Here is a 20,891-nt window from a genome sequence, read left to right on the forward strand (position 1 = left end):
GCAATCAATAGATAAAGTTAAAATCCAGTAAAGCCGCCAAACAACGGGCTTAAGAAAATAATAATTTTTGTCATCCAATCAAAGAAAAGTACGACTCCCATGACAATCATAATATAACCGCCAACCTTCATAATGATTCCACTGTGGGTGCGAATCCATTTCATGCGGCCGATAAAGAAAGAAAGTATAAAGAACGGAATAGAAAATCCTAGCGTATAAGCAATCATATATAAAAGTCCTGATCCCGGATTGCTTGCCGCAAGAGCAAAAACTGACAATAAAATAGGCCCAGTACACGGTGTCCAACCTGCAGCGAAAGCGAGGCCGATTAACAAGGAGCCCAGATAGCCGCTCGGACGATTTTTGAATTCAAGCCGCCGTTCTGTCATCAAAAATTTCGGCTGCAAAATACCCGTCACAATTAAACCAAAAAATACAATAAAGATGGCACCAATCTGTCTAATTAAATCCTGGTACTGCGCCAGTATATTGCCGATAACAGTCGAAGCAAACCCCAATGATATAAATATTAAAGAAAAACCGAGCAGAAAAAACAACGTATGCAGCAAACTTCTTTTTTGCAGCATTTTATTCTCATTTTTTAATTCACTAACGCTCATGCCCGTAATATAAGAAAGAAATGCGGGATAGAGAGGCAAGCAGCATGGTGAAATAAAACTGAGAAACCCTGCTCCAAAAGCTAATAAAAAGTTAAGATCGTTCAATCAAACCTCCTGCCTTTCATTGATATTGTAACAAAGTTTCAAGCAGGAATCGAAAGAAAGAGATATGAATAATTTGTGTCCTCATCCTTCCGGAAAAAGGAAATCCCTCAATTTAAAGTAACTTTGTTTTTGAAAAAAAGTAAAAGATTGGGTATACTAGAGAAACCAACGAACACTGACCTATTATTGCATAGAAAGGACTTTCCGCCGTGCATAAAGACGACTTATTGGATGCTATAGAGAAAAAGCGGTTGGAGCTATTTCACATTGTCACTGTTAAAGGATTAAACTCTCCGCTTGCCGTTAAATGCAGCCAAGAGCTTGATCTTTTGTTAAATGACTACGATCGCAAATACGTTCATTCTTCGGTCCCTCTTTATCAAAAACAAGTACCTAATTAAAAAATGAGCAGAGTCCCAAAAACATCTGCTCATTTTTATGCTTATTTTTACAAAATCTAAAAAATAAAAGCACTCAATAACCGAGCGCCGTTTATTTATTATCAAATTGCTTGTTCATTTGTGCCATCATTTGATTTATTTTTTTCTGCGAAGGCTTTTGGCCCATCTGCATCATCATCATTCGCAGCATTTGTTCATTAATTGGCGGATTCTTTTTTAAATAGTCCATCATGTATTTACGGGCTATAAAAAATCCAAGCGCAACTCCGGCAATCAGAGCCAGAATCCCGACGAGTACATACCACATATACTACTTCCTCCTTCATGTCGTCTACTAAAAGTTTACTAAACCAAAGGATATTATACAACATGAAAGAGAAATTTTCTTTACTTAAATAAATTTTCTTTCCTGATCGGCTCGAGCCAGCCATAATTCTTTCGTTCGAAATCAACAGCGAAGAGACAAGCATTCAACTTTTTTAAGGAATAAAAGAAAACGGTCTCCGCTTCGTAACTTCCCCGTGCCTTCAAGTGAAGGCATTTCGCCTCAGCGGACAAAACGGCTTTCCCCTTCTTTTCTGGAAGTTCAATCGTAAAAAGGTTGTTTTTTTCAACCGCAAAGCTGTCTTTACCCATTAATGCTTCTTTCAAAATAGAGGCGAGGGATCGCATCGAAAATTCTTTTGTAATATATTGAATTTGTTTTTCCACTATATTCTTCTCACTTTTTTGTCCGATAGAGCTTTCAAAAAATAACTGAAAAAAGTTCTGTTCACGCCCGTAAAAATAATGAGCGAATTCTTCTCCAATCCAGTAAATTTGATAGCTTCTCATTTACTTTTACCTCCTGCTTGTCCTTTTCCTTATTATAAGAAAGAACCATCGTCAAGGTTGTTGAATTTTGGAAAAAACGTTCACTAGTTTTGTCGATTGGATCAGAATGGCACGCGATTCAAATCTATACTCACTTTTCAACACAAAAAAAGCCGGGGTTGCTTTACAGCTACCCCAGCCTTTCTCATGTATCTTCTTATTTATTGAACAGTTCTTTTGCCCGTGAAACTACATGTTCAACTGTAAAACCATATTCAGTCATTACTTTATTTCCAGGAGCGGAAGCGCCAAATCGGTCAATAGCGATAATCTCGCCTTCATCTCCTGTGTAACGTTCCCATCCAAGGGAAGAGCCCATTTCAATCGCAAGGCGCTTTTTCACTTCTTTTGGAAGAACAGAGCGCTTATATTCCTGACTTTGTTTCTCAAAGCGATCCCATGACGGCATGCTGACAACAGACGCATGGATGCCTTCCTGCTGGAGAGCTTTTTGTGCTTCCACCGCTAAGCTCACTTCCGATCCGGTAGCCAGCAACAGCAAGTCTGCCTGCTCTTTTTCGGCTGCTGAAATAACATAAGCCCCTTTTGACACTCCTTCTGTCGCTGTTTCGGAAGTGCCTCGAATAGTCGGCAAGTTTTGACGAGTCAGCACAAGCACAGTCGGTGTTGATTCCGAAGAAACAGCTAACTTCCAAGCAGCAGCTGTCTCATTCGCATCCGCCGGGCGGACAACCGAAAGATTCGGCATGGAGCGAAGAGCGGATAAATGCTCAATCGGCTCATGCGTCGGTCCGTCTTCTCCCACCGCAATACTATCATGAGTAAACACATAAGTAACAGGCAGCCCCATCAAAGCTGATAGACGGATCGCCGGACGTACGTAATCGGAGAATACGAAGAATGTTCCGCCGAACACTTGCAGACCGCCGTGAAGCGCCATTCCGTTCATCGCCGCTCCCATTGCAAATTCCCGTACGCCAAACCAAATGTTGCGGCCTTCATAAGCAACAGGCGAGAAGTCTTTTTCATTTTTTATGGTTGTTTTATTAGAGCCGGCCAAATCAGCAGATCCGCCGATGAAAGTTGGAAGGTTCTTTGCAATCGCATTTAATACTTCTCCTGATGAAGCCCGGCTTGCTAACGATTTACCTTCTTCGTAAGATGGGATATCTTTGTCCCATCCTTCGGCTAACTCTCCGTTTATCGCAGCCTGAAGCTGCTGGCCAAGTTCAGGGAATTGCTTTTTATATTCTTCAAACAGCTGGTTCCAATCCTGCTCAACAGCTTGGCCTTTTTGAACAATCAGTTCTTCAAAACGGCCGTATACTTCCTCAGGCACGTGAAAATCCTGCTCAAATGTCCATTTGTAATACTCTTTTGTCAGCTTCATTTCATCTTCGCCAAGCGGCGCTCCATGTACGTCTGACTTACCGGATTTATTAGGTGAGCCATATCCGATAACTGTTTTTACTTCAATCAGTGTTGGCCGTGATTCGTCTTTTTGCGCTTCTTCAATCGCTCTGGAGATCTCTTCCATGTCATTTCCATCTTCAACACGGAGATACTGCCACCCATAGGCTTTAAAGCGGTCTTTCACACTTTCAGAGAAGGACTTATCAAGATCGCCATCAAGAGAAATATCATTGGAATCATATAAAGCAATTAACCGGCCGAGCTTTAGATGACCTGCAAGGGAAGCAGCTTCGGAAGCCACACCTTCCATTAAGTCTCCATCACCGCAAAGTGTGTATGTATAATGGTTGACTACGCTATATTGGTCCTTATTATAGACGGCAGCTAAGTGTCTCTCCGCCATTGCCATTCCAACTGCCATGGCAATCCCTTGGCCAAGAGGTCCGGTCGTTGCTTCTACACCGTCCGTGTGTCCGTATTCTGGATGTCCTGGTGTTTTACTGCCCCATTGGCGGAAATTTTTAATTTCATCCATTGATAAATCATAGCCCGATAAATGCAGAAGGCTATATAACAGCATAGACCCGTGTCCTGCTGACAAAACGAAACGGTCACGGTTAAACCATTTTGAATTTTTCGGGTTGTGGTTCATGTAACGGCTCCACAATGTATAAGCCATTGGAGCAGCTCCCATCGGCAGACCCGGATGCCCAGAATTCGCTTTTTCAATCGCATCTATAGAAAGTGTGCGGATCGTATTCACTGCTAATTGATCAACTGTATCAAACATGGAAAACTCCCTTTCCTTACAAATATTGTTCCTTCTTAATATATAGGTCTTTATCAAAATATACAAGATGTCTGAGAAGATCTATTATTTGTCATTTTCTTTTCCGTTTACTCCATATAAAAAAGCCAGCGTTTGCCGGCTCATTAATGCATTCTTTTACGTTTTTGAATGTCTTTAATTTTTTCAGGTGTCACTTCATTGCCTTCAGGATCAAAAATACGCACCGATTCCACTGTATTTTTCATGGACGAGCGAAAAGCACGTAAGTATTCTTGGCGCAGGCTTGTCTGCTCTGCTTGTTCCTCTGCGGACAGCCCTTCAGTTTTTGATTTCTTGGAAAGCTCATTAATACGAGCTAGTTTATCTTGAGAAAGCATAGATGGGGTTACTGCCAATTCGTTATAAATCAGCAGACTCTCCTTTCTTTTTCTTTAATATATTCTTGCCTTTATTTTATTAAAAGGGAAAGGAATAAACAAGAAAGATGCCTATTCAAGATCTTTATCCGCCTGTTCAGCATACTCTTTAAATCGTCTGTGAACTGTCGCCTTAGATACCCGATAACCAAAGCCGTTTAAAGTAGCAGCTATTTCTTCGAAAGTAAGGTTATTGCGGCGTAGACGGACAATTTCTTCCATCGGCACTTCCTTCCTCTCTCTTCCGGCTGGGTTTCCTCTATTCTTTAAATTGTCTTCAGGTCGAAAACCGTTTTCTACCGCCCGTTTCATTCCTCGCTTGATTTTTAAATTATGAATCTTCCGCTGGTATTCTTCTACCATGCTAACAATTTGAATAACCATTGAATCTGATTCTGACAGCTGCAGCTCTCCATCATCAGCGATGCTAAATACTTTTACTCCTTCTTTAAACAAGCAGTGCAGCAAAGCAATTTTAGCATTGCCTCGTCCAATTCGTGTTTCATCCTGAATCAGTACAGCATCAATCGATTCCTTTTTCACTAGATCTAGCAAATCAAGCATTCCCGGCCGATCTAATTCATAGCCACTCACTTGCTCTTTAATCACCGCTGCCACTTCATATCCTTTTCGGAAGGCAAGGCTGAGCAGTTCTTCCTCTTGCCGTTGAAGCGACGTTTCCTGTGTTTCTTTTTTTGTGCTTACACGGCAATATATAATAGCTTTCACTTGAAATTACTCTCCTTTAAAAGCGATCTGGCCGCCAGTATGAGATGAATGCGAAGTAATGGGAATAACGAGAGTGTCTCCCGGTAATATTTTAACGGAATGCAGCTTGTTCTCTTTTTGTATCCACATGATAAAGTCCTCTTCTTCCATTTCCTTGCTGTTATTATACTGTCTGGCAATGCTCCAGAGAGAGTCCCCTTCCCGTACGGTGATTTCTTCGTAAGGAAGACGTTTCTCACTCACATTAAAGATCAGCATGCTTCCTGCCATAATTGTAACAGCCATAAATAACAGAACAAAAGAATTCTTTTTAACAAACACTTTCATCATTCAACATCCCCTTCAAGCGAATACTCGTTCGTATATTTATCTTTATTTTAATAGGAACATTTGTTTGAGTCAAGATTTCATTCGAACTTATGTTTGTATCCTAAAAAGTGACATGTTATAATACAGAAAAGAGATAATCTAAGAGGTGCAGACAAATGACAAAATTATCGAAGAGGCAGCAAGATATTTTGGACTTCATCAAGCTTGAAGTTAAAGCAAAAGGCTATCCTCCTTCCGTGCGCGAGATCGGGGAAGCAGTTGGATTGGCATCCAGCTCCACTGTCCATGGCCATCTTTCTCGTCTGGAGAGCAAAGGACTGATCCGCCGCGATCCAACGAAACCACGCGCGATCGAAATATTGGAATTGGAAGAAAGCGTACCGAGACAAAAAGTAGTAAGTGTGCCATTAATCGGGAAAGTAACAGCCGGAATGCCTATTACCGCCATCGAAAATATTGAAGAATATTTTCCTTTACCGGAGCGGCTTGCACCTGCCGATGACAATGTATTTATGCTGGAAATCATGGGCGACAGTATGATTGAAGCCGGCATTCTAAATGGTGATTATGTCGTCGTACGCCAGCAACAGACAGCCAAAAATGGCGAAATAGTTGTAGCGATGACCGAGGAAAACGAAGCCACCGTTAAACGCTTTTTTAAAGAAAAAGACTTTATTCGCCTTCAACCTGAAAATTCATCCATGGAACCAATTATTCTGTCGTCTGCTACTATCCTTGGCAAAGTGATTGGCGTCTACCGGGATATCCATTAACTGCTGGACAAACTCCTTTCTGCTCTATTGTGCGGAAAGGAGTTTTAACTTTTTTGCAAGAGTAATAGAATAGCAGTTAACCTATCATATGACGAGCCTAAAGAAGATATGATTGTTTAATGAGAAAAGCCATTCACCGAACAACAATCGAAAGTTCCATTGCTAGATTAAAAGCAAGAGAGTCAGAGTCTCTTCAACCACCAAAAACCCCTGGACCTTTATAGGCCAGAGGCAGAAAAAATTGATGATTGAGTTCCCCACTTACGCAATAATGCCACGTTCATTCTCAAACTGTTTATATTGTTCCTCCTTCATAATCTTCTTTAAAATCTGCACCGCCTTCCACACTTCTTCATACGTGTTATATAAAGGGACTGGAGCAAGCCTGATCCCATGAGGAGCTCGAAAATCTGGAATAACTCCATTCACTTTTAACGCTTTACAAATCCGTGCAGCTTCTTTATGCTCCAAATAAATGTGTCCGCCCCGTCTCTTGTCTTCCAAGGGATTCCCTATCTTAAAACCGGCTTCGCTCAGTTCTTCTGAAGTGAGCTCGATCATATAACGCGTCATACATAAAGACTTTTTTCGGAGGTTCTCTATACCCGCCTCTTCAAAGAGTTGGAGTGAACCGATCAATGGAGCAATACTTAATATATGAGGTGTGCCGATCTGATAGGCTCCTGCCGCTTCTGCCGGCATGAACGTATGCTCCATATCAAATTGTTTCTCTTTGTTCGAACCAAACCATCCGGCAAGACCTGGCAGCTTGCCAAAATGTTTTTTATTTACATATAATCCACCGGCACTGCCCGGACCGCTATTTAAATATTTATAATGGCACCAAACCGCAAAGTCTACTTCCCATTCGTTCAATTGGTGTTCAATTGCTCCAATTGAATGACACAGGTCGAAGCCAATTAAAATATTGCGTTTATGGGCTTCTTTCGTTATGCGCTTTATGTCAAGAATTTGCCCGCTCCGGTAAAGGATGCTCGGCAAGACGATTAAAGCCACCTCTTCTGTCATTGCTTCAATCACATCTTCTTCTTCAATAAGACGCCCATCGCGGCTTTGTACGCGAATCAAGTGATCCTCCGGATGATAGCCTTTCAGCTGAATCTGGCTTCGTAGCGCATAGATATCAGAAGGAAACGTAAGTTCGTCTGCCAGTATTTTTGTTCGTTTGCCTTCCGGCTCATAAAAGGTGGCAATCATCTGATGCAGATTCGTTGTTGTGGAACCAGTCACTATTACCTCCTCAGGCCGTGCCCCAACTAACGATGCCAGCTTCCCACCAAGCCGCTCCGAGAGGTCATACCAAGGATAACCCCCTTCTGTCCACCCATCAATTCCGAACTGCTTCCACGAATCTAGCAACTCTAACAACGATTTCTCTGATCGTCTGGACAGTAATCCTAACGAATTACCATCGAGATAAATGATTCCTTCTTGAATATAAAATTCGTTGCGAAAGGATGCCAGCTCATCCTGTTGATCAAGCTTGCAGGCATATTCCCGAGAAGAATCAAACTGCTTTTTACCCATTTGTCCATCCCCTCTATTCTCTATATTCATTCTTCCAATTTCTACTATAACGATAAATGATTAGCCCGTCACTTATTCTTAAAAACATAAAAACCTTTGTGTATTAAGCAATAAAGAGTAATAAAATAATTTTAAGTTACTCTAAAGTAAGATAGGTTATTTAGGTCATTAGTTGCATAAATTTCCATCCTCATGAGATAATGGAGGTAAAACAGGAGTAAATTTATATGTCAATACTAATTTTAGAGTCTTTATTACTAGCTTTCCTTCTTTTAATTTATCCTTTCTTCGACGTTAAATACACAAAGTCGTTAAAGGAGAAAAAAGATACCCTTTCGAGAGTAAGATTCTTTAAATTTGTCATTTATTCAGAATGGACGATTGTAGCAGCAATCCTTCTCATGATAGTAATGACAAAAATAACGTTTAAAGATATGGGAATAACCCTTCCGCAGCAACCCCATTCAGAAGCGCTCGGCATGATCTTCGGCTTTCTGGCAGGCCTCTTTATTTTACTATTTGTTCTAATGAAAATACCGGCTTATCAACAACGCTTAAACAAGCAAACAGCAGACATCGACTACTTATTGCCCACAACTAAACAAGAAAGAAGATTATCTATCTTCGTTGCTATAACGGCAGGTGTTTGCGAGGAAATTATTTACAGGGGGTTTGTTATTCATTACCTGTCGAGTCTGCCAATTGACATTCAACCAATGTATATAATCATTATCTCAGCCGTTATTTTTGGATTTGGGCACATTTATCAAGGCTGGAAAGGCCTCTTGCTTACCGGGTTCATTGGTTTTATTTTTGCCCGTACTTATTTAGCTACTGGCTCCCTTTTATTCCCAATCCTTCTTCACATCGTCATCGACATGCGGTCTTTTTTATTTGTTAAGCCCTTGCCTAAAGAAAACCAAACAACTTTTACAAGAAACATTTAACTGTACAAAAAGCCCTTGATTTTGTCTGTATCAAGGGCTAAAAAGATTAATGTATTTTCAATATATCGGCATTCTTCCTCGGTGAGCTTATCTGTCGTAGATGGCTTAAACTTTGTAAATCTGCTTTTCTTTGCTTTCTTAAATATGCTTTTTGGTCCTCCATGAATAATAGGGCCAGGGCTTTTATTTTTACTATCAACTAATTCGGAAAAATAAGGGCTCCGAGCAAACCTGACATGCCCTTTTTTTAATACGCTCATACCTTAAAAGCAGTGTTGCCCTATCTAACGATTCTTCAAATCATTATTTAGGGATTTTTGCCGTCCTTTTTTTGCCATTCATCCTTTCCAATTGGATTTTATTCTGCCCCTGACGTTCAGCATCTTTTTTAAATGCTTCCATCGCTTTGATGCAAAGAAGATTCATTCATTACGCCTCCTTTATTTCTATTGAATTTGCTTCTACACCTGGCAGGAATAGACTCCTCAAAAAGTCAGCATCACAAGAGGCCATACTGTCGAAAAGCGTATGGCCACTTCTCGCTAGAGCGCTAAAAATAATAAGAAATGTACGGCAAGATCGAAGAAAAAGGACCAAAAAATTACTCTTCCTACGCTCGGGTAATTCCTCTGAATGATTGCCAAACAGACAGCTAGAAAAAATTAGTGTTTTGTTCCATCCCTCCGATCTTTTTGGTTTATGTTTTCCCTGTTCCTATTCAAAAAAACATAAACTACCACCAACCGTTATTTCTACATTCAGTTTCATCTCCTTGTTTAACCATCCAACCCTCTAGTTCATCAAACGTGCTTACACCTTCTAGTGAACGAACCACTCTACTCTCCTCATTTTTATCGTTAATAGCTATACTCCTACATCAAATTATAATCCTCCAAAAAATAACAATAAAAAGCTGTTTCATAAGCTAATTACTAACTTTTCAAAAAGTTTTATCGGATAATAGATTAACAGCATTTAACAAAACTTACATTCCTAGATAAGAGAGGTGGATGATTTGGCCTTACAATATCAAGAACATGGCGATGAGAGTGCTCCTTTGATGCTATTTTTACATGGTGGTGGGGTAAGTGGTTGGATGTGGGATAAACAAGTTCAATACTTCGCCCATTATCATTGCATTGTTCCAGATTTACCTGAACACGGGCTAAACAATCACAAAATTAATTTCTCCATAAAGACTAGTGCAGTAGAATTGATCCAATTAATCGAGAAAAAAGCAGGAACGAAGAAAGTAATTTTAATTGGGTTTTCTCTGGGTTCTCAAGTTATCATTCAACTATTAAGTATGAAACCAGATTTAATTGATTTTGCCGTAATAAATAGCGCTGTTGTCAGACCCATTCCATACGCTAAAAAACTAATTCGACCTACTATCAGATTATCCTTTCCATTAATTAAAAATAGATGGTTTTCACAATTACAAGCAAAACCATTATATATAAGCAAAGACTACTTTGAAAAATATTATGAAGAAAGTTGTCAAATGAAGCCTGACACTCTTGTGAGAGTATTAGAAGAAAACATATCGTTTGGGATACCCGCAGATTTTAAAAAGGCAAATGGAAAAATATTAGTTACTGTAGGCGAGAAGGAAAAAGCCATCATGAAAAAATCCGCAAAGGATATTGTAGATGCTAATTCTCATTGCATAGGTATAGTTATACCTAATATTGGACATGGAGCGCCTTTGGCAATGCCCGACTTCTTTAATCGCATGGTAGAAACATGGATAAATGAGGATAGTTTACCACAGGATTGTATAGTGATAAGCTGATGTTTGTTTGATATTGCCTGTATGATTAGTAAAAAATAAAAGTTCTAATCATTATAAAATCCTGCGTTTTGTGTATTTCAAATAAAAAATCAACCATATTAATTAATCCATCTAAATAAAAGCACTCATCCAACTAAGTGGACTGACCCCATAAAGTGAGACAAATAAAAAACACCTTTAAGTTGAAAACGAGTATGGGATACTCGAAAATAACTTGGAGGTGTTTTTCTATGGGGACAAGAGTCAGTTATCCAGCGGAAGTAAAAATGAAGGCTGTAAAAATGAGATTAGCTGGGGTGCCGGTCAAAGAAGTCTTAAAGGAATTAAACATTCGAAATAAGACACAGCTTAAAACATGGATGAAATGGTACAAAGCAGGCGAGTTTCATCGATTTGAACAGCCAGTGGGCAAGCAGTATTCCTTCGGAAAAGGGGCTGAGTATGAAAGTGAAACAGAGAAACTGAAGGCAGAAAATCGGTATTTGAAACAGCAGATTGAAGTACTAAAAAAGTACAAAGAATTGGAGAGGAAGTGGTCCCAGAAACAGCTGTAGAATTAGTAAAAGAACTCCAAACCAGCATGCCCGTCAGGGAAATATGCCGGCATCTCGGCATTGCTAGATCCACTTATTATCGCTGGAAGAGCAGGAGCCGGAAAGAAACAGCCAGGCAGATCGTTGAACGAAAAATCGGCACGTTGTGCCGGGACCTTAAGTTTCGATATGGTTATCGTAAAATCACGGCCTTATTAAAACGAGAGATGTCGATTAACCATAAAGCGGTACAGCGTGTAATGCAGAAGTATGGCTGGCAGTGCCGGGTAAAAGTGAAGAAACGCAAACGAACAGGACAGCCCTGTCATATTTCCGATAACCTGTTAAAAGGAGATTTCCAGGCAAATCAGCCTCTTCAAAAGCTCGTCACAGATATTACATACTTGCCTTTTGGCCAGAAACAGCTGTATCTTTCAAGTATTCAGGATTTATTTAACGGCGAAATCATTGCCTATTCTTTAGGAAGCTGCCAGAATACAGATTTTGTGCTACATACGCTGGCCCAGCTGCCACCCCTCCCAGAGGGATGCATTCTGCACAGCGATCAGGGATCTGTGTACACATCTTATGCTTATCAGCAGGCAGTCAAAGAAAAAGGCATTACCATGAGTATGTCCCGGAAAGGGACACCCTCTGATAATGCCTCCATCGAATCGTTTCATTCCTCGCTAAAGTCTGAAACGTTCTATCTCGACGAGTTGACAAGCACTACGACGGCTATCGTAGAGCAAACTGTCGAAAGCTATATTCACTATTATAACCATATCCGTATTCAAGCGAAACTAAACAACCAGCCACCGGTCAAATATCGGCAGCTGGCTGCTTAAAGGTGTTTTGATCCCTGTCTCAAAAATAGGGGTCAGTCCACAACTAAGGACAGGGGCTTTATTCTACTATTCTTTTGCTGCCTTGCTCCAGTCGATGATGCCTTAATGATGTGATAGATCAGCGGTTTTTGTCATAAGTCTATCCCCTTTGAATGTTCTTCTCTTTTGTTCCCTAACTTAAATAATTCAACTGCTGGGAGTCTGGATAAGCCACTCGCCCATAAGCGATAACCTAACTCTAAATCAGTAAGGGACGTGGCTGCCAATACTATGACTAGTCTAACGAACAGCGCCAATAATGGAAGAAAATTATTTTTTGATCATACTTGTTCTCTTAAACAACTCTACCAGCGCTAGGATGATCGGTGCAAGCAGGTCTCATAACCTATATTACTTTTTGCATAAAAAAGAGACCTGTAGCCACAAGTCTCAAGCTCTTCTCATAGTCATTTTCATAATTAGCCAACCCCCCCATAACCATTGATAACAAAGTAAAAAATACTCCCAGATTAATACCTAATCGGAAGAAAAAGTCTGCCTGATAAGTACTTCCTTTATATTCTGCTGTTCCAGAAATCACACCGCAAATTAAGACCTCTAATACTAAGCAGATAATCGAAATCCAAAATGCTCTCGAAACAAATCTCATATGCTCCTCCTATTAACAACACTTGCTAATGAATTACCTTATAACCCCTTATTCGGTAAATAGTTACAACGCATTGATTACGCTTTTGAGACTGGTAGTCATAATAAGTACAATGTACTGTTTTTTTCATTTAAAAACACCTCCATCTTATTAGATGCTTAACGGCTCGGCTATTAAGAAAAAACAAATTCAGTCAGCTACACAAATTTTATTACGCCCCGATTTTTTTGCTTGGTATAATGCTCTGTCCGCCTCTTCAATTAACATGTTTATATTATTGGTAGTATCTCCATAACTTGCAATTCCAACGGAAATTGTCAATGTGATTTTTTGACCATCATTCAATGAAAACGTGTTTTTCTCTACTGCTTTTCTTATATTTTCAGCTATTTCAATTGCCCTATTCAATTGGCAATCTATTAACACTACTGTAAATTCCTCTCCTCCATTACGACTCACCAAATCAAAGCTTCTTGTGCCTTTCCGTAGAAGTAAACCTAATTGTTTTAAAACAGCATCCCCTTCGGCGTGTCCATATGTATCATTTATCCTTTTAAAAAAGTCAACGTCAATATAAAGAAGGGATAAAGGTTTGTTATTTGTTTTAGCATCAGTAGTTAGCTTATTAAACACTTCATCGAATCGCCGTACATTGTTCAAACCTGTTAGTCCATCTATTTTGGCCTCCTCTTTATACTTTTCCAGCAGCATCTGACTATCACGTAAAAATTCAAGGATATAAAAAGCAAGATACCCAGCCGCATAGGAGATAGTCCAATACAGTGGGATTAAATATAAAAGAAAAGAAATATCTTCAATTAAATAAATAACAGTAAAAGAAAAAGAGATATTAGAAAAAGTTAACATGTATAATATTTTTGTATTTCTGGTCAACTGAATTTTTGAAATCCATATGGAAAATATCGCAACAGAAACGATAAACATGATAGAAACATAGGATGAAAGATTAATCCCAATCAAAAACCTACCTATCATCACGAACATTACAGAAATAGCTGTAGGCAATGCTCCACCAGTGGAGGCTAATAAAATAACCGGAATATGCCGTAAATCAATAATCGTTGTTCCAATCTCTATGCTGTATTGCATCAATACATTGCTAGCAAGCCCTCCCGCTGCCCCCACAAGTATCTTTCTTTTAATGGAGGGACTAGAACGAAGAGGAGAGCTTTTTGTGAGATGGGCATATATAAATAAAAGAGAAATAATTATAGTCAAATTCGCAAAGAGATCTTTAATAATCATTTTTATCACCTTAAGGAAATTTATCACATTTACTGGAAAGTTAAAACCAGGAGCCAATAAAATCAGCTCAATTAATTCTATTTCTTTTATAAAAAATTGAAACAGATGCTATTGAGCGTTTTGAAGAATATACAGCAACTATTATGTCCGGGGCAGAAAAGGGGGCAAGAATCAAAAAGCTGATACTATATGAGGTTTACCTTCAAACAAAAACCCCTTGAAGCCAAGTGGCTCAAGGGGTTTCACTATTAATACATTTGTAAATATTGTTCGCGTTCCCAAGGGTGGACTTGTGTGCGGAACATGTCCCACTCAATCTCTTTTGCTTCAATGAAGTGTTCAAGGATATGTTCGCCGAGGGCTGCTTGAATAACTTCATCTTTTCTTAACATGCGAAGTGCTTCTGCTAATGTACCCGGCAGATCCTCTACACCTTCACGTTCCCTTTCTTCTTCGTTCATTGTGTAGATGTTGCGATCAACAGCAGGCGGCGGTGTCATGCTGTTTTTAATGCCGTCAAGTCCTGCTTGCAGAAGGACAGCCATTGCTAAGTATGGGTTTGCTGCCGGGTCTACACTGCGCACTTCCACACGTGTGCTCATGCCGCGAGCAGATGGAATACGGATCAGCGGACTGCGGTTTTGACCAGACCAAGCAACATAACAAGGCGCTTCATAGCCAGGGACAAGCCGCTTGTAGGAGTTTACAGTAGGGTTTGTAATAGCTGTAAATCCTTTCGCGTGCTTGATGGTACCAGCGATAAATTGATAAGCTGTTTCACTTAATTGCAACTCGCCATTTTCATCATAAAATGCATTTTTGCCATCTTTGAATAATGACATATTGCAGTGCATGCCTGATCCACTTACACCAAATAGCGGCTTCGGCATAAAGGTTGCGTGCAATCCATGTTTTCTCGCAATCGTTTTGACAACCAACTTAAATGTTTGGATTTCATCACAAGCAGTTAAGGCATTGGCATATTTAAAGTCAATTTCATGCTGTCCCGGCGCCACTTCATGGTGGGAAGCTTCGATTTCAAAGCCCATTTCTTCCAGCTCTAGCACGATGTCCCGGCGGCAGTTTTCTCCAAGATCTGTCGGTGCCAAGTCGAAGTAGCCACCGTTATCATTAAGCTCTAATGTAGGTTCGCCATTCGCATCCAATTTAAACAAGAAAAACTCTGGCTCAGGCCCTAAGTTGAAATTAGAAAAACCGAGTTCTTCCATTTCCTTCAAAATTCTCTTTAAGTTGCTGCGCGGATCTCCGGCAAAAGGGGTGCCATCTGGCATGTAAATGTCACAAATCAAACGAGCTACTTTTCCTTTTTCCGCTGTCCAAGGGAATACTACCCATGTGTCAAGATCCGGATATAAATTCATATCAGATTCTTCAATACGCACAAATCCCTCGATAGAGGATCCATCAAACATCATTTTGTTATCCAGTGCTTTCGGCAATTGACTCACTGGGATTTCCACATTTTTAATGGTTCCTAAAATATCGGTGAATTGCAGCCGGATGAATTTAACGTTTTCCTCCCTCGCCAAATTCATAATGTCTTCTTTTGTATACTTGCCCATACAAATAATTCCTCCTCAAGATCATACGTTGTGTTTATTTTTAATGAAAATAACGAAAGCGATCTCCGGGCGGAAGATCGTTTCGATAAAAACGACCAGCATTAATAAATTCCTTGCGCAACAATTTCCTTACTTCTTCATCAGTGGAAATCTTTTTCTCTTTGCTCAATTCATTCTTAACTTGATTATGTATGCTCTCATCTTCCTTCAATAAGATTTTTTTCACACCTGCCATATTGACACCTTCATCAAGCAGATCTTTAATTTCGAGCAAACGGTCAATATCATACAAAGAAAAGAGCCGGCGATTGCCTGCAGTCCGTTCTGGACGAATCAATTGATGTTCTTCATAGTAGCGTATCTGCCTGGCGGATAAATCTGTTAGTTTCATCACTGTTCCCATTGGGAATAATGGCATCGAACGCCTGATTTTGCTGCTCATCAATGATCTCTCCTTTCTTTATGTTATTTATTTTATACCCTGTTACTTTATATGTCAAACACATGTTAGGTTTTCTAACATGAAAAAATTGTTATAAAAAACAGCTGCAAGAGCATTTGCTACTTGCAGCCATTTTTTATAACAATTTTTTCTCGATTAACTCATTTAATGCGTAGCAGACCGCAATTTTTACGTGGGCGTACGTTAACCCTCCTTGTACATAAGCGGCAAAGGGTGGGCGTAACGGCCCATCTGCAGACAGTTCAATGCTTGCTCCCTGCACAAACGTCCCGGCTGCCATAATCACATCATCTTCATAACCAGGCATGTAACTAGGATAAGGAGTCACATGGGAATTAACCGGAGAAGCACTTTGAATCGCCTGACAGAAAGCGACCATCTTCTCGCGGTCATCAAATTGGACAGCCTGGATGAGATCAGTTCTTTTCTCGTGCCATTTAGGAGTCGTATTCATTCCCATTTTTTCTAGTATCGCTGCTGTAAAGATGGCTCCTTTTAAACTCTCCGCTACCACGTGCGGAGCAAGAAAGAAACCCTGGTACATCTCCTGCAGACTGTACAGACTCGCGCCTGCCTCGGCACCAATCCCTGGTGAAGTCATCCGATAAGAACAGCTTTCCACGTATTCTGCCTTCCCTGCTATGTAACCGCCTGTTTTTGCAAGGCCGCCTCCCGGATTTTTAATTAATGAACCAGCCATTAGGTCAGCTCCCACATGGCAAGGCTCCTGCTCTTCCGTAAATTCCCCGTAACAGTTATCAACGAAGACAACAACATCGCTTTTTACTTTTTTAACAAATTCAATCATTTCTTTAATATCCGTCATGGTAAACGAAGGGCGGACAGCATACCCTTTAGAACGCTGAATGCCAATCATTTTTGTATTTGGCTTAATGGCTGCCCGAATAGCTGAATAGTCCGGCCGTCCCCCTTCAGCAAGCGGAACGCTTTGATAAGAAATACCAAATTCTTTCAGCGATCCATTTCCTTTGCCGGAAATTCCAACAATCTCTCCCAATGTATCATAAGGGTCACCCGTAATATAAAGAAGCTCATCTCCTGGGCGCAATATACCGAACAAAGCGATCGAAATTGCATGCGTCCCGGAAATAATCTGCGGCCGGACAAGCGCTGCCTCTCCTCCGAACACATCAGCATAAATGCTCTCAAGTGTATCACGACCGCTGTCATCATAGCCATATCCGGTGGAAGGAGTAAAGTGAAATTCACTTACCCGGTGCTTTCTAAAGCTTTCAAGCACCCGAAATTGGTTTAATTCCGCCGTTTTTTCAATCCCTCGATGTACATCGGCAATCTGGGCCTCAGCCTCCTCGGCAATCGGCTGAATAGTTTTTCCTTGTGTCAATAATTCAAACATAACTGTTCTCCCTCTGTATTATGTGTATTTTATCATTTCACCGACAATTGGATGATCCCTAAACATAAATCCTTGCACACGATAAAATTGATCGTCTTCATCAAACGAGATGGAATCTACAATGGTTTCTGTCTTCAACTGGGCGAGCAGCTTGCCGGCAGAGGATGGAATCCGCCCGTTGTATGGCACCATCTGCTCTTTCATCATGCTCTCGATCGTTTCCTTCAATTTCAGGCGGTCTTCTTCATCAAGAGCACTGATGAGTATTGTTTCTGCATCCGAGGAGCGAACGAATTCCTCGTGTTGTTGATCGCTTTTATTATAAACCGTCAATTCTGGCAAATGGTCCATCTCAAGCTGCTCCATCAGGCTTCTCACAGTCTGTTGGTGCTGGACAAAATCAGGATTTGAACTGTCAACAACATGCAATAATAAATCTGCCTCACTCACTTCCTCAAGGGTAGACCGGAATGCTGCAACGAGCGTTGTCGGCAAATCCTGAATAAAGCCAACGGTGTCGGTGAGAATCGCCTGATAGCCGCTCGGCAAAACTAGTTTCCGAGTTAAAGGATCGAGTGTAGCAAACAGCTGGTTTTCTTCCAGTGACTCAGCAGCAGTCAGCCTGTTGAATAAAGTGGACTTTCCGGCATTCGTGTAGCCAACCAGCGCTATTTGAAATGTTTTGTTCTTTTTTCGGCGACTTCGATACCGCTCACGGTGATGAACGATCGTCTGAAGCTGCCGCTTGATTTCATCAATGCGCCGACGAATGTGACGACGGTCACTTTCAAGCTTTGTTTCCCCGGGTCCTCTCGTTCCGATTCCGCCGCCAAGACGAGAAAGAGCTGTTCCCTGTCCAGCCAGCCGCGGCAGCAAGTACTGCAGCTGAGCGAGTTCTACTTGCAGTTGTCCCTCTCTCGACCGGGCACGGCGGGCAAAAATATCAAGAATTAATTGTGTCCGGTCAATCACCCTGGCAGATAGATCGGCAGAAAGATTTCTAATTTGACTCGGAGACAGCTCATCATTAAAAATAATGATATCAGGCTCCAGTTCCTCCTCTAATCTTTTTAATTCCTCTACCTTTCCTTTGCCAATATATGTGCCTGGGTGGATTCGCTCTCTTTTTTGTGTGATCATGGCTAAGGACTCACCTTGCGCCGTTTCTGTTAGTGATTTCAACTCTTGCATGGAGTACAGAAACTGTTCCGTATCGTCCGTTAACTGGCAACCAGCCAGAATGACTTTTTCTTTTTCCACATTTGTCAATTAGTTTCCTTCTTTCCTTAGATTTTTCTTCCATCATCTTATCAAAAAGGCAGATAAAATACTAATAACTCTGCAACCGCATACGAAACTTAAAAAATTTTTTCTTTATTAAAAGTTAGGCTGGTTCTTTAGGCCTTCCGGTACTATAATAGATTGCCGGGAACATTTTAGTAAGAGGTGACATCCATGGAAATCACTTGGGACATTTTTACAGTCATCGGTACAATTGCTTTTGCTATTTCTGGTGCGATTGTGGCGATGGAGGAAGAGTATGACGTATTCGGTGTATATATATTAGGAATGATTACCGCTTTTGGCGGCGGAGCGATCCGTAACTTATTGATTGGTGTACCCGTCTCTGCTTTGTGGGAACAAGAGGCTTTTTTTCAAATTGCCCTGCTATCTATCACAGCGACACTTCTTTTCCCTCACAATATGCTAAAGCATTGGCCGGTATGGGGAAATTTCTTTGATGCCATCGGTTTGTCAGCTTTTGCTGTTCAAGGTGCACTGTATGCAGTCGGAATGAATCATCCGATCAGTGCGGTCATTGTGGCTGCTGTTCTAACCGGAAGCGGCGGAGGCCTTGTGCGCGACTTGCTGGCAGGACGGAAACCAGCTCTTTTGCATAATGAAGTGTATGGCTTATGGGCTGCGTTGGCCGGTTTGCTTATTGGGTTGAACATAACAACTACACCTGTCGAATTAATTATCCTTTTTACTGCGATTGCAGCCCTTCGTGTAGCATCTTATAAATTAAAATGGAGACTCCCAAAAAGGGCCCTCCATTAACAATATAAAAGCCTTTCAAAGTTTATTTGAAAGGCTTTTATTATATTAAAATGCCTCCAGCTTTACCTCTTCCGAAACAGTCATGTCAGCCTCTGTGCACTCGATAATTTCCTCTACCGAATACCCTTCTGCTACTTCCATAAGCATGAGACCCTTTGATGTAACATCCATGACAGCCCTGTCGGTAATAATGCGTTGGACGACGCCTTTACCGGTTAACGGAAGCTTGCATTCTTTTAAAATTTTTGACTGGCCATGCTTATTTACATGATCCATAATCACAATGGTTTTGCGGGCACCATGAACAAGATCCATTGCCCCACCCATTCCTTTTACCATTTTTCCTGGAATCATCCAATTGGCCAAGTCACCATTCTGAGAGACTTCCATTCCCCCGAGAATGGCCACATCAATGTGCCCCCCGCGTATCATAGCAAAAGATTCGGAACTGTCAAAGTAAGCAGAGCCAGGAATAGCTGTAACCGTCTCTTTTCCGGCATTGATCAAATCAGCATCCATTTCCTCTTCGCTTGGGTAGGGACCTATACCAAGCAGACCGTTTTCCGACTGCAGTACGACTTCTTTGTTTTCAGAAATGAAATTAGCAACAAGCGTCGGCATGCCAATGCCTAAATTCACGTAATTGCCGCTTTCAATCTCCTTTTCTGCCCGTCTTGCAATCTTCTCTCTTGTATCCATTAGTATCCCTCCTTCATTGACGAACCGTTTTTCTTTCAATCCGCTTTTCTTGACTTCCCTGGATCAATGCCTGTACGTAAATACCTGGTGTATGAATATAGTTCGGATCGAGATCCCCTATTTCTACAATCTCTTCCGCCTCAGCGATGGTGATTTGACCAGCAGCGGCGATCATCGGGTTAAAATTTCGGGCGGTTTTATTATAGACGAGATTCCCTTTTTTATCTGCTTTCCAGGCCCTTACAAGACTGAAATCAGCTGTTAGGGCTTCCTCAAGTAAATACTCTTTCCCATTAAATTCTCGAATCTCTTTTCCCTTGGCAATGGGAGTACCGACGCCAGCCGGTGTAAAAAACGCCGGAATCCCTGCCCCACCTGCCCGGATTTTTTCAGCCAGCGTTCCTTGTGGAGTTAATTCCACTTCTATTTCATCGGCAAGCATCTGCCGTTCAAATTCTTTATTTTCACCAACATAGGAACCAATGATTTTCTTGATTTGTTTATTTTTTAATAGCAGCCCGAGTCCCCAATCATCGACTCCACAATTATTAGAAATGATCGTTAGCTCTTTTACTCCCGAATCCGCCAGTGCTTTGATTAAGTTTTCAGGTATGCCACACAAACCAAAGCCGCCAACCATGATCGTCATTCCATCTTTAATTCCCGATACTGCCTCTCGGAAATCAGTATAGATTTCTTTCATCCCGTTC

At 40.9% G+C, this 20,891-nt stretch carries 23 protein-coding genes; 6 read left to right on the forward strand and 17 right to left on the reverse strand.

What is annotated here, in order from left to right; translation table 11 throughout:
* Positions 1 to 17 precede the first annotated feature (17 nt).
* Positions 18 to 725: a cytochrome c biogenesis CcdA family protein gene (locus MKZ02_RS16330; protein WP_340854564.1), complete on the reverse strand. Its 708-nt coding sequence runs from the start codon at positions 723 to 725 to the stop codon at positions 18 to 20.
* A 209-nt stretch (positions 726 to 934) separates the two neighbouring features.
* On the opposite strand from MKZ02_RS16330, the gene MKZ02_RS16335 reads away from it, so the two are divergent.
* Complete coding sequence (locus MKZ02_RS16335; protein ID WP_120037447.1) at positions 935 to 1,126, forward strand: aspartyl-phosphate phosphatase Spo0E family protein; 192 nt, start codon at positions 935 to 937, stop codon at positions 1,124 to 1,126.
* Between the two features lie 91 nt (positions 1,127 to 1,217).
* On the opposite strand, the gene MKZ02_RS16340 is transcribed toward MKZ02_RS16335, so the two are convergent.
* The 6 genes from MKZ02_RS16340 to yneA all read right to left on the reverse strand — a co-directional run bounded on the left by MKZ02_RS16340 (position 1,218) and on the right by yneA (position 5,638).
* Positions 1,218 to 1,433 carry a YneF family protein gene (locus MKZ02_RS16340; RefSeq protein WP_120037445.1) on the reverse strand — a complete coding sequence of 72 codons (216 nt, stop codon included), beginning with the start codon at positions 1,431 to 1,433 and terminating at the stop codon, positions 1,218 to 1,220.
* 80 nt (positions 1,434 to 1,513) lie between these two features.
* Complete coding sequence (gene sirA, locus MKZ02_RS16345) at positions 1,514 to 1,960, reverse strand: sporulation inhibitor of replication protein SirA (RefSeq protein ID WP_120037443.1); 447 nt, start codon at positions 1,958 to 1,960, stop codon at positions 1,514 to 1,516.
* A gap of 196 nt (positions 1,961 to 2,156) precedes the next feature.
* Entirely contained in the window at positions 2,157 to 4,163 is a 2,007-nt protein-coding gene (gene tkt, locus MKZ02_RS16350) for a transketolase (protein WP_340854568.1), read from the reverse strand.
* Positions 4,164 to 4,306: 143 nt separating this feature from the next.
* Entirely contained in the window at positions 4,307 to 4,540 is a 234-nt protein-coding gene (locus tag MKZ02_RS16355; RefSeq protein WP_120038197.1) for a DUF896 domain-containing protein, read from the reverse strand.
* Positions 4,541 to 4,651: 111 nt separating this feature from the next.
* On the reverse strand, positions 4,652 to 5,308 hold the full coding sequence (locus tag MKZ02_RS16360) for a YneB family resolvase-like protein (RefSeq protein ID WP_340854571.1): 657 nt from the start codon (positions 5,306 to 5,308) through the stop codon (positions 4,652 to 4,654).
* A gap of 6 nt (positions 5,309 to 5,314) precedes the next feature.
* Positions 5,315 to 5,638 (reverse strand): cell division suppressor protein YneA, encoded by a 324-nt coding sequence (gene yneA, locus MKZ02_RS16365; RefSeq protein WP_120037437.1) that lies wholly within the window; start codon positions 5,636 to 5,638, stop codon positions 5,315 to 5,317.
* A 155-nt stretch (positions 5,639 to 5,793) separates the two neighbouring features.
* Here yneA and lexA point away from each other — a divergent pair, with 155 nt between their 5' ends.
* Positions 5,794 to 6,411, forward strand: coding sequence for a transcriptional repressor LexA (gene lexA, locus MKZ02_RS16370; RefSeq protein ID WP_120037435.1), 618 nt, complete (start codon positions 5,794 to 5,796; stop codon positions 6,409 to 6,411).
* Between the two features lie 261 nt (positions 6,412 to 6,672).
* Here lexA and kynU read toward each other — a convergent pair whose 3' ends face one another.
* On the reverse strand, positions 6,673 to 7,959 hold the full coding sequence (gene kynU / locus MKZ02_RS16375) for a kynureninase (RefSeq protein ID WP_340854574.1): 1,287 nt from the start codon (positions 7,957 to 7,959) through the stop codon (positions 6,673 to 6,675).
* 227 nt (positions 7,960 to 8,186) lie between these two features.
* Here kynU and MKZ02_RS16380 point away from each other — a divergent pair, with 227 nt between their 5' ends.
* Complete coding sequence (locus MKZ02_RS16380) at positions 8,187 to 8,906, forward strand: CPBP family intramembrane glutamic endopeptidase (RefSeq protein ID WP_340854576.1); 720 nt, start codon at positions 8,187 to 8,189, stop codon at positions 8,904 to 8,906.
* A 303-nt stretch (positions 8,907 to 9,209) separates the two neighbouring features.
* On the opposite strand, the gene MKZ02_RS16385 is transcribed toward MKZ02_RS16380, so the two are convergent.
* Positions 9,210 to 9,332: a hypothetical protein gene (locus tag MKZ02_RS16385; protein ID WP_340854578.1), complete on the reverse strand. Its 123-nt coding sequence runs from the start codon at positions 9,330 to 9,332 to the stop codon at positions 9,210 to 9,212.
* Positions 9,333 to 9,921: 589 nt separating this feature from the next.
* Between MKZ02_RS16385 and MKZ02_RS16390 the strand changes: the two genes are divergently transcribed.
* A complete protein-coding gene (locus MKZ02_RS16390) occupies positions 9,922 to 10,701 on the forward strand; it encodes an alpha/beta fold hydrolase (RefSeq protein WP_340854580.1) in 780 nt (259 codons plus the stop codon).
* 230 nt (positions 10,702 to 10,931) lie between these two features.
* Positions 10,932 to 12,082, forward strand: a protein-coding gene (locus MKZ02_RS16395; protein WP_340851290.1) for an IS3 family transposase whose coding sequence is annotated in 2 segments (ribosomal slippage) — positions 10,932 to 11,205 and positions 11,205 to 12,082 — 1,152 coding nt in all. Because the reading frame shifts where the segments join, the coding sequence is not laid out codon by codon here.
* A 385-nt stretch (positions 12,083 to 12,467) separates the two neighbouring features.
* On the opposite strand, the gene MKZ02_RS16400 is transcribed toward MKZ02_RS16395, so the two are convergent.
* The 6 genes from MKZ02_RS16400 to hflX all read right to left on the reverse strand — a co-directional run bounded on the left by MKZ02_RS16400 (position 12,468) and on the right by hflX (position 18,690).
* The gene (locus tag MKZ02_RS16400; RefSeq protein ID WP_340854582.1) at positions 12,468 to 12,731 is read right to left on the reverse strand and encodes a hypothetical protein; all 264 of its coding nucleotides are present in this window, start codon (positions 12,729 to 12,731) and stop codon (positions 12,468 to 12,470) included.
* A 189-nt stretch (positions 12,732 to 12,920) separates the two neighbouring features.
* Entirely contained in the window at positions 12,921 to 13,997 is a 1,077-nt protein-coding gene (locus tag MKZ02_RS16405) for a GGDEF domain-containing protein (RefSeq protein ID WP_340854584.1), read from the reverse strand.
* Positions 13,998 to 14,245: 248 nt separating this feature from the next.
* Positions 14,246 to 15,580: a type I glutamate--ammonia ligase gene (glnA, locus tag MKZ02_RS16410; protein ID WP_120037423.1), complete on the reverse strand. Its 1,335-nt coding sequence runs from the start codon at positions 15,578 to 15,580 to the stop codon at positions 14,246 to 14,248.
* A 40-nt stretch (positions 15,581 to 15,620) separates the two neighbouring features.
* Positions 15,621 to 16,022 carry a MerR family transcriptional regulator gene (locus tag MKZ02_RS16415; protein WP_120037422.1) on the reverse strand — a complete coding sequence of 134 codons (402 nt, stop codon included), beginning with the start codon at positions 16,020 to 16,022 and terminating at the stop codon, positions 15,621 to 15,623.
* Positions 16,023 to 16,158: 136 nt separating this feature from the next.
* A complete protein-coding gene (locus MKZ02_RS16420) occupies positions 16,159 to 17,421 on the reverse strand; it encodes a methionine gamma-lyase family protein (RefSeq protein WP_340854586.1) in 1,263 nt (420 codons plus the stop codon).
* A gap of 18 nt (positions 17,422 to 17,439) precedes the next feature.
* Positions 17,440 to 18,690 (reverse strand): GTPase HflX, encoded by a 1,251-nt coding sequence (gene hflX, locus MKZ02_RS16425; protein WP_340854587.1) that lies wholly within the window; start codon positions 18,688 to 18,690, stop codon positions 17,440 to 17,442.
* Between the two features lie 192 nt (positions 18,691 to 18,882).
* Here hflX and MKZ02_RS16430 point away from each other — a divergent pair, with 192 nt between their 5' ends.
* Positions 18,883 to 19,482: a trimeric intracellular cation channel family protein gene (locus MKZ02_RS16430; RefSeq protein WP_340856431.1), complete on the forward strand. Its 600-nt coding sequence runs from the start codon at positions 18,883 to 18,885 to the stop codon at positions 19,480 to 19,482.
* Positions 19,483 to 19,527: 45 nt separating this feature from the next.
* Here MKZ02_RS16430 and MKZ02_RS16435 read toward each other — a convergent pair whose 3' ends face one another.
* Positions 19,528 to 20,181 carry a CoA transferase subunit B gene (locus MKZ02_RS16435; RefSeq protein WP_340854589.1) on the reverse strand — a complete coding sequence of 218 codons (654 nt, stop codon included), beginning with the start codon at positions 20,179 to 20,181 and terminating at the stop codon, positions 19,528 to 19,530.
* Between the two features lie 13 nt (positions 20,182 to 20,194).
* The gene (locus MKZ02_RS16440; RefSeq protein WP_340854591.1) at positions 20,195 to 20,884 is read right to left on the reverse strand and encodes a CoA transferase subunit A; all 690 of its coding nucleotides are present in this window, start codon (positions 20,882 to 20,884) and stop codon (positions 20,195 to 20,197) included.
* Positions 20,885 to 20,891 lie beyond the last annotated feature (7 nt).

It is taken from the genome of Pseudobacillus sp. FSL P4-0506 (genome assembly GCF_038003025.1).
Taxonomy (GTDB): domain Bacteria; phylum Bacillota; class Bacilli; order Bacillales; family Domibacillaceae; genus Pseudobacillus.

What these genes read in the sequence shown, in the direction of transcription:
- MKZ02_RS16380 (WP_340854576.1), top strand. Translation starts at nt 8,187, where the DNA reads ATGTCAATACTAATTTTAGAGTCTTTATTACTAGCTTTCCTTCTTTTA.
- MKZ02_RS16400 (WP_340854582.1), bottom strand. Translation starts at nt 12,731, where the DNA reads ATGAGATTTGTTTCGAGAGCATTTTGGATTTCGATTATCTGCTTAGTA.
- glnA (WP_120037423.1), bottom strand. Translation starts at nt 15,580, where the DNA reads ATGGGCAAGTATACAAAAGAAGACATTATGAATTTGGCGAGGGAGGAA.
- lexA (WP_120037435.1), top strand. Translation starts at nt 5,794, where the DNA reads ATGACAAAATTATCGAAGAGGCAGCAAGATATTTTGGACTTCATCAAG.
- MKZ02_RS16385 (WP_340854578.1), bottom strand. Translation starts at nt 9,332, where the DNA reads ATGAATCTTCTTTGCATCAAAGCGATGGAAGCATTTAAAAAAGATGCT.
- MKZ02_RS16440 (WP_340854591.1), bottom strand. Translation starts at nt 20,884, where the DNA reads ATGAAAGAAATCTATACTGATTTCCGAGAGGCAGTATCGGGAATTAAA.
- MKZ02_RS16420 (WP_340854586.1), bottom strand. Translation starts at nt 17,421, where the DNA reads ATGTTTGAATTATTGACACAAGGAAAAACTATTCAGCCGATTGCCGAG.
- MKZ02_RS16340 (WP_120037445.1), bottom strand. Translation starts at nt 1,433, where the DNA reads ATGTGGTATGTACTCGTCGGGATTCTGGCTCTGATTGCCGGAGTTGCG.
- MKZ02_RS16415 (WP_120037422.1), bottom strand. Translation starts at nt 16,022, where the DNA reads ATGAGCAGCAAAATCAGGCGTTCGATGCCATTATTCCCAATGGGAACA.
- MKZ02_RS16435 (WP_340854589.1), bottom strand. Translation starts at nt 20,181, where the DNA reads ATGGATACAAGAGAGAAGATTGCAAGACGGGCAGAAAAGGAGATTGAA.
- yneA (WP_120037437.1), bottom strand. Translation starts at nt 5,638, where the DNA reads ATGATGAAAGTGTTTGTTAAAAAGAATTCTTTTGTTCTGTTATTTATG.
- MKZ02_RS16405 (WP_340854584.1), bottom strand. Translation starts at nt 13,997, where the DNA reads ATGATTATTAAAGATCTCTTTGCGAATTTGACTATAATTATTTCTCTT.
- sirA (WP_120037443.1), bottom strand. Translation starts at nt 1,960, where the DNA reads ATGAGAAGCTATCAAATTTACTGGATTGGAGAAGAATTCGCTCATTAT.
- kynU (WP_340854574.1), bottom strand. Translation starts at nt 7,959, where the DNA reads ATGGGTAAAAAGCAGTTTGATTCTTCTCGGGAATATGCCTGCAAGCTT.
- tkt (WP_340854568.1), bottom strand. Translation starts at nt 4,163, where the DNA reads ATGTTTGATACAGTTGATCAATTAGCAGTGAATACGATCCGCACACTT.
- MKZ02_RS16355 (WP_120038197.1), bottom strand. Translation starts at nt 4,540, where the DNA reads ATGCTTTCTCAAGATAAACTAGCTCGTATTAATGAGCTTTCCAAGAAA.